Source organism: Novosphingobium resinovorum, assembly GCF_027922145.1.
In the GTDB taxonomy this organism is placed as follows: Bacteria; Pseudomonadota; Alphaproteobacteria; order Sphingomonadales; family Sphingomonadaceae; genus Novosphingobium; species Novosphingobium resinovorum.
In genome coordinates, this window is sequence record NZ_BSFC01000046.1 from 1 (window position 1) to 10,775 (window position 10,775).

At 54.2% G+C, this 10,775-nt stretch carries 10 protein-coding genes and 4 pseudogenes; 6 read left to right on the top strand and 8 right to left on the bottom strand.

Annotated elements, in window-relative coordinates; genetic code table 11:
* Positions 1–264 precede the first annotated feature (264 nt).
* The 3 genes from PKE80_RS24995 to PKE80_RS25005 form a co-directional block, all read right to left on the bottom strand.
* A complete protein-coding gene (locus PKE80_RS24995; RefSeq protein ID WP_271184797.1) occupies positions 265–1,542 on the bottom strand; it encodes a WcaI family glycosyltransferase in 1,278 nt (425 codons plus the stop codon).
* A complete protein-coding gene (fcl, locus tag PKE80_RS25000) occupies positions 1,542–2,492 on the bottom strand; it encodes a GDP-L-fucose synthase (RefSeq protein ID WP_271184798.1) in 951 nt (316 codons plus the stop codon). The genes PKE80_RS24995 and fcl overlap by 1 nt, the downstream gene beginning before the upstream one ends.
* A 151-nt stretch (positions 2,493–2,643) precedes the next feature.
* On the bottom strand, positions 2,644–3,810 hold the full coding sequence (locus PKE80_RS25005; protein WP_271184799.1) for a nucleotide sugar dehydrogenase: 1,167 nt from the start codon (positions 3,808–3,810) through the stop codon (positions 2,644–2,646).
* Between the two features lie 290 nt (positions 3,811–4,100).
* Here PKE80_RS25005 and PKE80_RS25010 point away from each other — a divergent pair, with 290 nt between their 5' ends.
* The gene (locus PKE80_RS25010; RefSeq protein WP_271184800.1) at positions 4,101–4,370 is read left to right on the top strand and encodes a DUF6429 family protein; all 270 of its coding nucleotides are present in this window, start codon (positions 4,101–4,103) and stop codon (positions 4,368–4,370) included.
* Between the two features lie 7 nt (positions 4,371–4,377).
* On the opposite strand, the pseudogene PKE80_RS25015 reads toward PKE80_RS25010, so the two are convergent.
* From PKE80_RS25015 to PKE80_RS25025, 3 genes and pseudogenes are all read right to left on the bottom strand, one after another.
* Positions 4,378–4,530: pseudogene (locus PKE80_RS25015) on the bottom strand (transposase domain-containing protein); the annotation flags it as partial.
* A gap of 13 nt (positions 4,531–4,543) precedes the next feature.
* Positions 4,544–4,981, bottom strand: coding sequence for a hypothetical protein (locus PKE80_RS25020; protein ID WP_271184801.1), 438 nt, complete (start codon positions 4,979–4,981; stop codon positions 4,544–4,546).
* Between the two features lie 33 nt (positions 4,982–5,014).
* Positions 5,015–5,455, bottom strand: a complete 441-nt coding sequence (locus tag PKE80_RS25025; protein ID WP_271184802.1) for a transposase — start codon at positions 5,453–5,455, stop codon at positions 5,015–5,017.
* 45 nt (positions 5,456–5,500) lie between these two features.
* Here PKE80_RS25025 and PKE80_RS25030 point away from each other — a divergent pair.
* Positions 5,501–5,836, top strand: a pseudogene (locus PKE80_RS25030) (transposase); the annotation flags it as partial.
* Between the two features lie 666 nt (positions 5,837–6,502).
* Here PKE80_RS25030 and PKE80_RS25035 read toward each other — a convergent pair.
* A complete protein-coding gene (locus tag PKE80_RS25035) occupies positions 6,503–6,910 on the bottom strand; it encodes a hypothetical protein (RefSeq protein ID WP_271184803.1) in 408 nt (135 codons plus the stop codon).
* Here PKE80_RS25035 and PKE80_RS25040 point away from each other — a divergent pair.
* Both PKE80_RS25040 and PKE80_RS25045 read left to right on the top strand, forming a co-directional pair.
* Complete coding sequence (locus PKE80_RS25040) at positions 6,903–8,207, top strand: O-antigen ligase family protein (protein WP_271184804.1); 1,305 nt, start codon at positions 6,903–6,905, stop codon at positions 8,205–8,207. The genes PKE80_RS25035 and PKE80_RS25040 overlap by 8 nt on opposite strands.
* A gap of 231 nt (positions 8,208–8,438) precedes the next feature.
* Positions 8,439–9,470, top strand: coding sequence for a hypothetical protein (locus PKE80_RS25045; RefSeq protein ID WP_271184805.1), 1,032 nt, complete (start codon positions 8,439–8,441; stop codon positions 9,468–9,470).
* 447 nt (positions 9,471–9,917) lie between these two features.
* Here the strand turns inward: PKE80_RS25045 and PKE80_RS25050 are convergent.
* A pseudogene (locus PKE80_RS25050) lies at positions 9,918–10,061 on the bottom strand (transposase); the annotation flags it as partial.
* Positions 10,062–10,124: 63 nt separating this feature from the next.
* On the opposite strand from PKE80_RS25050, the pseudogene PKE80_RS25055 reads away from it, so the two are divergent.
* A pseudogene (locus PKE80_RS25055) lies at positions 10,125–10,295 on the top strand (transposase); the annotation flags it as partial.
* 80 nt (positions 10,296–10,375) lie between these two features.
* On the top strand, positions 10,376–10,775 hold a 400-nt coding region (locus tag PKE80_RS25060; RefSeq protein ID WP_271184806.1), incomplete at its 3' end, for a transposase.

Below are 10,775 nucleotides of genomic sequence, written 5' to 3' on the forward strand. Positions count from 1 at the left end.
ATCGGACGCAATCTACCCGTCGCCGAAACGAACATCGCATTGTTCACGGCCGACTAGCTAGCCTCTCTCGGTGCAGGAGAAAATAACGAGCAGTTTCCGCTGGGTCTCGTTTCAAGGGATCTGCATGTGCCGGGGCGCATTGGTCTCGAAGAGCACTGTGGTACTGTCAGGCAGTTAACACTTTAAGTGCGACTGGAAAAAAGCCCAGCGCCCCGAATCACAAACAGCGTGCAGTCGATGGGAAGCCCCAGTTTCGCGCCTTCTTCAAGTAGCGCCGGCCGAACGCTCGGTGTCGATTCGGTGAGGCAACTTCGATGCATTGACCACATCGACCAGCTCCGCATCCAGGCGTGCGAGTATCTGATCCTTGGCCCAACGCTTCTCCGCCCGCTGACGGCCGTTTTCCCCATAGTGCGCTGCAAGGACCGGATTATCGAGCAGGGACTCGATCCCTTCCGCAAACGCCTTCGCAGAACCAGGTTGGGTAATGATCCCGCAATCGACGATCTCTTCGGCCAAACCAGTGCCAGGTTCGGCAGTGGCCACGACAGGCCGACCCGATGCGAGCATATTCGTCAGTTTCGAAGGCAAGACCAAATCGGCTGCACCCGCGAGTTGCGGCATAAGATGTAATGTCGCCAAACCCAGCAGTTCGTTGAGGCGCTCGCGATCCTGAAGGTCATGAAACTGGATATTGGTAAGATCGCTGGCCAATTCTTCCAGCGCGGCGCGGTTCGGCCCCTGACCGCATATTATGAAGGTCAGGTCGTTACGATGACGTAGCAGGCGCGCGGCATCAAGCACGATGTCTATACCTTGCTTGTTCGCGATATTGCCGGAATAGAGTGCTACGTAAGGCGTCGTAACCCCCCATTGCGCTCTGTAAGGCGACTGTCCCTGATAGGGGGTGATCGCCGCGATATCGGCCCAATTGCGCAATTCATGAATGCGAGAACGGGGCACACCCTTCTCGGCCAGTTTGGCGCACATCTGCGGCGAGATTGAACTGACATGATCGAACAGGCCGATAACGCGTTGTTCGAACCTTCGCCCCAGCTTGGCGACCGCCCCACCGTCGCCAACGAGACCCGTCGCAAGTGCCGCCTCCATTTCGAAGTCCTGAATGTGGAGCCAGCATTGGGCACCGCTCAATCGGGACACCAGCCAGGCGACAGGAGCACTAATAAGCGAAGGGGCAACCGTGAAAACCAGGTCTGGCCGCTTGCGCCCCAGCGCCGCAGCCAACATCGTAGGCAGTGCTGTCGCCAAAAACGACACGTGGTGAAGCAACCGACGCATGCCGCTTGGTTTGGCAGGCACGTAGATAGGACAGCGGGTAATATCGACGCCGCCTTCCACCGATCGCTGCCAGCCTTTACCGGAATAGGCGGCATGGACTTTCCAAGCAGGATAGTAGGGGACTGCGACGACCGCGCGTGCTTCGTGACCGGCTCTCACCCAGGCTTTGGTCATGTCTCCGCTGTAGAGACCAATGCCAATTTCCTCAGGAGCGTAATTCAGTCCGAGAAACAGGATCCGCATCAGGCCATGGCCGACTTGTTTTCAAGAAACCAATCGTAAGCGGATTGAATTCCTTCGAAAAGCCCGATTGATGGACGCCACCCCATCGAACGCAGTTTGTCGGCGCTCATGAGCTTTCGCGGCGTCCCATCTGGTTTAGTCTCGTCCTTGATGATCTCGCCATCAAAGCCGATTGCCTTCATCACCATCTCTGTCAGTTCGATGATCGTCACATCTTCACCGGAACCGATGTTAACGTGCTCGTGCCCCGAATAATTCTTCAGCAGCATGACGCATGCATCTGCCAGATCATCGACATGCAGAAACTCCCTTCGCGGCGATCCGGTTCCCCAAATTTCTATCGAGGAGGCGCCTACGCGCTTTGCCTCATGCGCCTTACGGATGAGGGCGGGCATGACGTGACTGGATGTAAGGTCGAAATTGTCTCCGGGGCCGTAAAGATTAGTGGGCATCGCCGAAATGTAGTCCAAGCCATATTCCTCGCGGTAGGCTTGGCATAGCTTGATCCCTGCAATCTTGGCGATTGCATACCACTCATTCGTGGGCTCGAGCGGACCTGTCAGCAGGGCGCCTTCAGTGATGGGTTGTTCCGCGAACTTTGGGTAGATGCACGATGATCCAAGGAACAGCAGCTTTTCGACACCAACCTGCCGCGAGCTTTCGATGACGTTGGCCTCGATCATCAGGTTATCGTAGAGAAACTGCCCCGGATACGTGTCATTCGCAAGAATCCCGCCAACTTTCGCGGCGGCAACCAAGACGGCATCCGGACGACTGGCATTCATCCAGTCCCGGACGGCGGATTGCTCGCGCAAATCCACGCGCGTTGCGGGGAAGATGACTTCACATTTCTCGGCAGCAAGGCGGCGGACAAGAGCTGACCCGACCATACCCTTGTGTCCCGCAACGTAAACTTTCTTGCCGGCAAGATCGTAGGTCGGTCCGCTCATGATTCTCTTCCAATATGTTGCAGCGCAATAAGGACTACCGCGTAGTTCGCCATTACGCAATTGCAGGAATGAATTCTAACCATTTAGGCACCGCAGCGACTGCGTCAGATTCAGCTTCCATGCTACATGCCAGCGGATTCAGGCGCTTTGATCAGTCGGATCCAAACAGATCGCGCGTAAAGACCTTGTCTTTCACATCGTTGATGTCAGTGGTCATGCGGTTGGCGATAATGACGTCGCACTCTCGCTTGAAGCCCGCAAGATCGCGCAGAACCTTGGAGCCATAAAACTCATCGGCTTGCATAGAGGGCTCATAGATGATCACTTCGATGCCTTTTGCCTTGATGCGCTTCATGATGCCTTGGATTGAAGACTGCCGGAAGTTGTCGGATCCTGCCTTCATCACCAACCGGAAAACGCCGACCTTTCTGGGCTTCTTCGCGATGATCTGGTCGGCAAGAAAATCCTTGCGAGTGCGATTGGCGTCGACAATTGCTCGTATCAGGTTTTGCGGAACGTCGGAGTAGTTCGCTAACAACTGCTTCGTATCTTTTGGCAAGCAATAGCCCCCGTAACCAAAGCTGGGATTGTTGTAATGAGCGCCAATCCTGGGGTCGAGGCCAATTCCGTTGATAATCTGGCGCGTATCCATGCTCCCCGCGATGGCGTAGCTGTCTAGTTCGTTAAAAAATGCGACGCGCATAGCGAGATAGGTGTTGGCAAACAGCTTTATCGCTTCCGCTTCGCGAGCATCGGTAAACAATACTTCAATATCGGTTTTGATGGCGCCGTCGCGCAGAAGATCTGCGAAGATCCGGGCGCGCTCGGATCGTTCGCCCACGATGATACGCGAGGGGTGCAGATTGTCATAGAGCGCACGACCCTCTCGGAGGAATTCGGGGCTGAAGATGACTTGTTCAGATCCAAGGCGTTCGCGGATTTCATCCACAAATCCAACAGGGACAGTGGATTTGACGACAATGGTGGCCTCAGGATTGATTGCGGTGGCTGCGCGGATTACGGCTTCCACTGAAGTGGTATCGAACTTATTCGTTTCGGGATCGTAATTGGTGGGGGTGGCAACAATCACATACACCGCGCCTCTCAAAGCGCTCTCGGCATCCAGTGTCGCAATAAGATCAAGCTCTCGTGTAGCTAGAAAATCTTCCAGCTCGGCATCGATGATCGGGGATTTGCGCGCATTTAGTAAGTTAACGCGTTCCGCCATGAGATCCACTGCCACAACTTGATTGCGCTGGGCGAGTAGAGCTGCGTTCGAGAGGCCAACGTAGCCCAGACCAAAAACTGCAATTTTCATAGTGTGGGGGCCTCGTGCAGCATAATTATGCAATGGCTGACATAGGAGAATAGGCGCTAAAAACACGCCGGATCCTGTGCCAGCCCAATCGCTAGATCGGGTCTATTCGTCACTGTAGAGCGACACGTCAACGAATTTGTGTCCAACTTAAGGCCCAAACGTAAAGCGCTGTTTTATGACATTGCCGACCGCTTGGGTCATGTTGGATTGCCCGGACCGGGGTGGCACCCCGGTCCGGGCGGAAGGGGACGAATCGCGAAACTATAGGCGGAGCCGCGAGGAGCGGCTTTATGGAAGAGCAGGATATCGATACCCACCGTATTGACGCGGCGACCCTCGCATTGATGTTCCTGACGTTACACGATGCAAACAGGATTTCGGGCACATGCCGAGCTTGGAAGTCGTTCGATTGGAGCGCACTGGGGCGGCTGCACGATCGAGGATGGATTCACGATCCCGTGGGTAAAGCGAAGTCGGTGGTGCTCACGCCCGTCGGGCTGGAGCGCTGCGAGCAGCTGCTTCGTCAATTGTTCTGCGCGCGCCCCAAGGATCCGGTGTGATTGTAATTCAGGCGGCGAGCTCCGCGTCGAGCTTTCGCTGCTGAGCCGCCTTCCAGTTCCACGGGAGGAGTTCGTGGAGACGGGTCTGCGGGATATCGGCGATCCGAGCGAGGACGTCGCTAAACCAGGCAAGGGGATTGACGTCATTGAGGCGCGCGGTGCCGAACAATGCCTCAAGGTGATCGCTCAAACTGAACAGGGACTTGGGATCCGTAACAGGCCTTCGTGATCGCGCGCCCTCTATGAATCATCATCGCCGTCCAAACGCTATCGGTTTTTGCGGGTCGAGGCGATGACGATCGAGGAGCAGCGTCTTCAATCCCGTCACGGATTCGGATTTTCACCCACTGACGGAATCCTTTCACGCTGCCGGAATACCCGCGCTCGCAAACCTCCCGGTAAAGCTGCGTGGCATTACGGCAGGCATCTGCCCACCGCGCGCGGATGAAGTCGTCGAAGGCGTTCGCAGGATGCCGGGATGTCCGCTCCCATTGTCCCGGCTGGCGATCCATGAGCCATTGTCGGATCGTTTTGCGGTCTCGCCCGGTTTCCTGAGCAATAGCCGATATGGTCCAACCCTTCTCGCGCAGGGCAACAACCGTATCGAACATGGCCTGTCGACGTTGGCGTCCGTGGTTTCGCTTTTAAAGGGCCGCCGGAGGCATCCCTGGTCTTGTGGCGCTGTCCTGTGTCCTGATCGGTGCCATGTCATGCGCGAGTGATCGCCGAACTTCGCGTACGAGCCTGTAGCGCTTTTCCACCGCGGCGAGCACTGCATCCGAGCAATTGCGCAGCATGTGCCAGCGATCAGCGACCTGCCGCGCCAGAGGTGCTCCTTCACGAGCACCCTTGGCGTAACTGCCGCCACGATCGCGCGCGATGATTTCGGCTCCGGGATTGGATTTCAACCAGGCGGCAAGCGTTCCGCCTTCACGATCAGGCAGCAGGTCAAGCACCTTGTTGGTCTCCAGATCGAGCAAAACCGTGCCGTAGCGATGACCCTTCCGCCACGCCCATTCGTCGACGCCCAGAACCCGGGGCGATCCCTTCGTCATCTGCCGGTCATTCCGGACCAGGCGGATCATTGTGTCTGCGCTGGTCGGCATGCCAATGCGATCGGCGAACCGCGCGCCAGGCGCTTCGCCAATTCCAAAGCGCTAGGATCATATGCCGGTCTTGCTGCGACGCCCTACAGTAGTGGTGCAGTGGAACGTGAGAGAGGAATCTGCAAGGCTGGCAATTGCCGATTACGGTCTTTGATGGTCGAGCTCGCCTGGCTTTGGCGTCGTTACCAACCGGGCAGTGCGCAAGTTGCTTGGTTCCGTGAACGAGCAGAACCCAACGGGCGGCGAATCCGCAAAATCATGATCGTCGCCCTTGCTCGCAAATTGCTCATCGCCTTTTGGCGTTTCGTCGTAGATGGCGTGGTACCAGAAGGCGCAGTCATGAAGCCGGCCTCTGCATGAATTATTGAGATCGGGCAGCACTGCGACGGCGATGCGGCCCGGTGACCGAGGGAGCGTCACCGTTGTCCGGCGTGGTACATTGATGCCGTCTTCACAGAGTGGTGTCGTTCTTCTCGAGCTCTCCCGTCCCGAATGCGGGACCGTGGTTGGGATCATCGTCCCGCCGGATGTGAGGTTAGCAAGGCTGGCCCTGTAGGAAGAGAGCTTACCTCGGATCACAAGTGCGAAAGACCATTGACGGAGGAATCATCATGTGAGGCCGGACAGACGACTGCACCCGGCCAAAGGCCAGATCATCACTTTATGCTTGCAATGCGGGAGCCATCCACAGAGATCGTCTGTGCCTGTGGCAAGGAACTCATCCCTTTCCGCGTCCAACTCACGGATCAGGTCGAGGACAAGGCCAAGCCGTCGCCGCAGTCAGTCTATCTCTGCGGCCAGACGGGGCGGAAGCTTACGGTCATCGCTCTACAGCTATCCTGCCGTTCTTGTCACCGTGCCAAACTATTAGATCGGGAGCAGATTCGCACCCTATGCAGATTTCCGGCACCACCTCACTCTGCCGCCAACTCGGCTCCGTTTCTCTCGATTCCTATCTCCGATGGTTGCATACCATCATTTTGCAAGAGTAGGAACGTATCATGCAGATCGCAAAGCATGGGAGTTTTAGAGTTTGGCATTAGCTGCCGCCCACCGTCGCAGATCGAGCGCAGAGCTCATTTTCCCGCCGTTCCCGACCAAGCTGAACAGCAGTAGCGTCGTTAGCCTTTGCGACTTGAGTCCGGAATTAGAAATTGCTGAGGCGAATGCGCTGCATTTGATACAGGAAGGCGGCGGCGATGGCGGGTAGTTGTCGAGTATCCGAGTCCCGGCGGCGTCGGCATCTTTCTCGAGCTTCATAAGGCGACATTGATGTGTAATATTACTGGCCAGAAATGAACCAAAATCTTCAAAAGCAAATGGATCGGCAGGCATAATGGCTTTTGTTCCTGAGAGGAGCCAAGTGAAAGATTCTATCGGGTCTTCATGGCTTCCGGTTATAGGTGTCGCCAAATCGTTATCGGTATTGTCCATTGTAGCTACCGCGATATTGTTCTTGGGAATTTATACAGCGATCGACGTTGTGTTGCCCAGCGGTGGAACATTGCCAATGATTTCGGCTGCTCCAGGAGTACTTCTGATGTTCTTGCAGCCACGCTTCTTTTCGAAGCGCCTAATTCAATTTATAACAATACCGATTGGTGTAGTGGCATTGTTCTGTTTGCTGAGTCCATCGCTATCTACAATGCTAATAAATCGTCTAAACTCTCTTGCGCAAATCGGTTATGGCTTGCTGATAAGTTTTTCCGCGAGCTGGGCGTTACTGCGGATTGGCCGTGAACGGTTATGGGGGGTTTTGTCTATAGTCATTCCCATTTACCTTTGCTTGCTTTCCTTCGAGGTATTATCTCCAGCAATGCAAGGAATAGTCCGTGGCTATCAAGAGGTAGTTTATCCTACGAATCAAGATGTCGGCATGCTCATAAATCGTGAGATGGGTATGGGGGGGTACCGACCCAAATTCTTTACTTCAGAGACGTCCTTTGTTGCCATGTCTTTGTTTGTAATAATTACCGGGTATATTTGGTCAGGTCGAACGCTTGTGCGTTATCTACTGGCCGTGGGCTATACATTTGCAGGGTTCTTGATTGTAAGAAGTCCAATCATAATTTTCCTTATACCGGTTATATTTATTACCGCGATTACCGATCCTATTTACAGGAAATATCGAACAGTAATTGGAGTGATGGTTGGAATCGTCTTGGTCTGTGCCACCTCTATCATCATGCTCACGCGAGGCGATATTGTTAATGCGCGTCTGCAAAATGCCACTTCAGGACAGGACTTCAGTACTACATTTCGGACATACGGGTCGATGGCGGTGGCTGTGGAAGTCCTCAAAAAGTACCCTTTGTTTGGAGTTGGTCCTGGGGGACTTGACCTTGCAAAAAAAGAAATTATTTCGACGGAATTACGCTTGGGCGTGCCGCCGGAGGCAGTGGAAAAGGACTGGCGCATTAGTATTGCTAATGCCCCCTCATATCTTGCTATAAGCTTTGGCTTGGCTGGATTTATAATCGGAAATTTTATAATTTATCGATTTGTGTCTTCTTCTGTTCAGAGTCCTATATTGCCTGTAATTACTGCTATTTTGGTTTGGGGAATGGCCTATGGAGCCGTGTACACACCCAAGTTTCTAGTCACATTGATCGTCATTGTAACCTTGGGACAACTTCGCAACGGACAGATCAAACGAAATTGTCACGCACCCTATGCACAGATCAAAAGCAGGCACTCTCCTCGCTTCAACTCGCGTGCACGCACAATTTAATTTGTTTCATTACCACGAGACCCTACAGGTTTGTCTCGTCATTGTTGCTTGAATAAAACCGTCGAAGGAAGTTGTCAGATGCCTCCGATTGATCGCCGAAAAGTGCTGTTTGCGGGTTCTGCCACTAGTGCGGCTGGATTGTCGACTCTGGCACTTGCTCAAAAGAGGTCATCGCCCCCTGCATCCGGAGCGGTAAGTTCGACTTCGAATTTGCAATTCGCGCACTCAATAATGCCAGAGATGTTTGGCGCAATCGCTGATGGGATAACTGATTGTTCTGATGCCTTTGAGGCAGCGCTGAAGACTGTCACGCGCGTCAACTTCATAGCAGGTAGACAGCGTAATTTGACGCTTATTCTGGGTGCTGGCGCTTATCGCTTGACCCGCCCTTTGATTATCCCTTCTGCTGAGGTGACAATTGTAGGCAGCGGCGCCGCCCATAGCGCCTTGCTTGTGGATCATCTTGAGGGGCACGGTATGGTCTGTTCCTCCGCCATGAATCTACGCTTTGCTCATTTTTCCGTCATTGGGGCTGCAAGCCGTCGAACCGGCGGGACGGGTGATGGCTTGGTCATTTTGCCCGGACCAAATGCAAACTTCACGTTTCGGATGTCTATCGAGGACGTCAGTGTCAGTAATCATCCGGGAAATGGGATTTGCATTGTTAATCCGGAAGGGCTGACAATGGTCAATGTCAACTCCTTTGAAAATGGCAAGAACGGTTGCGTCTTAGATTCAACCGGCTTAGAAAATATTTGCAATTATCTTGATTTTACGAGATTTAGTAATAATGGCCAGAGTGGATTGAAAGTAAAAAATGTAGCTAATTCTATTTTTTCTCGAGTTGAATGTCTCAATAATAAAGGTAGCGTACAGTTTGATATTTCAGGACGCCAAAATACGATAGTTGCGACCGATTGTGAATGTTTTAATTTGTATGATGGGCGAGTGCCATATGTTGGGTTGAAAGTTTCCGGCCGCGGACATGTCATACAGCATGGTGTATTTTTCAAACTATCAACAGCGATTCAATTATCTCGAGCGAAAGATTGTAGAATTGTTCTTCCTTTTATATCTGGAATTAAGGGATTTCCGGTTAATGTTGCAGTTGATCTTGATGTGAACTGTTCTGGAAATGTCATTGACATGTCGGAAGGTGATTTTATTGTAAAACCCGTAAGCGACCCATCAGGAAACAGCGTTGTCCTAGTGAATGGCAGGGACCCAGCTTTGGCTGCCTTTATCGAGCATAAGAGGGCGTAGATCTGTAATTGCAGAGCTTGGCGGTGTGATCCCTTGAGGATTTCATGGATATGTCCGCACTGGCCGGGCCGGAGCCTTGGCGTGCCGTATCGGGTCTCACAGAGGCGAACGCTGCATTGACCCGATGTCGGCTTTGTAGCCCATCTGACTACCTTCGCAGATCGTTCGTCCCTGCGTTCCTTCTCAGGACACCGCCTTGGGATCAGCATTGACGCTTCACCGCTGGCAAACAGAATTTAGCTGTACGCATCCGGCGAAGGCCTTCTATCGCTGATCGGTGCGTCCTGAGAGGTTGGCCATGTGGCAAGCAATGAGGTTTGCCACATGGCTACGGGATGTGCAGTGGGTCAGGTGACGGTGTTTTCCGGCGCGCAGAGGCGGCGGCGGTGGAGTTTGGATGAGAAACTGGCGCTGGTGGAGGCCTCGATGGCGCCTGGCTCGTCGATCGTCTTGATAGGCGGCGGCATCCATCAGACGGGTGCGATCGTAGGCGCCGTCGGCAAACAAATGCTTGAGCCAGGGCCATCGCTTGCGAACGGCCGCGACGATCGTTTGAGCGCCAGCGCTGTCGGAGATGTCGGCAGTGGTCATGACGTGACCCCCGGATTTTCCTCCAAGCTTGATTAGAGTCTGGCCTGATGGAAGGACGGACGAATGAAGCGAGCAAGGTCCACAGAAGAGCAGATCATCGGCGTGCTGAAGGAGCAGGAGGCTGGCGCGAAGACTGCCGGCCTGGCTCGTCGCCAAGGGGTATCGGAAGCGACGATCTACAACTGGAAGGCCAAGTATGGCGGTCTGGAGGTCTCGGAGGCCAAGCGGTTACGGTGTAACCGCTGCACCGACCCCACGTATTCTGGTTGGTTTTTGAGGGGTAGATCTGCGCGAGACGTTGAGGAGCTCGAGCAGTGGTTGACGAAATTGATGCGGTGCCAAACGTTGGTTTGACGTGTGCGTCGCACAGTGCAAGTTCGCGTTTGACCGTTAGTTTGGAGCCAGTCCGGCGTCGGCACGAGCGATGGCCGGATGATGAGCGCGATCGTATTCTTGCGGAAAGCTTCGCCTCCGGAAAGACGGTGGCGCAGGTTTCGCGGGATAACGGCGTCGGCCTTGGTCTGCTGCATTATTGGCGCCGGCAGGCGCGAGCGGCGGGGGCCGTTGAAGAACTAAGGCTTGTGCCCGTGACGGTAGTTGGCGAGGACCAAGCGCAAATGCCGGCCGTCCCGGCATCGCCGCCCAGCATGGAATTGGTGGTGCGCGATGTGACAGTTCGTATTTGCGGCGCCGTCGAGGCGGAGCACTTGCGCA

Coding starts and splice junctions, on each gene's coding strand:
- PKE80_RS25045 (WP_271184805.1), top strand. CDS start 8,439: ATGCCAGAGATGTTTGGCGCAATCGCTGATGGGATAACTGATTGTTCT.
- PKE80_RS25025 (WP_271184802.1), bottom strand. CDS start 5,455: ATGATCCGCCTGGTCCGGAATGACCGGCAGATGACGAAGGGATCGCCC.
- PKE80_RS25020 (WP_271184801.1), bottom strand. CDS start 4,981: ATGTTCGATACGGTTGTTGCCCTGCGCGAGAAGGGTTGGACCATATCG.
- fcl (WP_271184798.1), bottom strand. CDS start 2,492: ATGAGCGGACCGACCTACGATCTTGCCGGCAAGAAAGTTTACGTTGCG.
- PKE80_RS24995 (WP_271184797.1), bottom strand. CDS start 1,542: ATGCGGATCCTGTTTCTCGGACTGAATTACGCTCCTGAGGAAATTGGC.
- PKE80_RS25010 (WP_271184800.1), top strand. CDS start 4,101: ATGGAAGAGCAGGATATCGATACCCACCGTATTGACGCGGCGACCCTC.
- PKE80_RS25005 (WP_271184799.1), bottom strand. CDS start 3,810: ATGAAAATTGCAGTTTTTGGTCTGGGCTACGTTGGCCTCTCGAACGCA.
- PKE80_RS25035 (WP_271184803.1), bottom strand. CDS start 6,910: ATGGACAATACCGATAACGATTTGGCGACACCTATAACCGGAAGCCAT.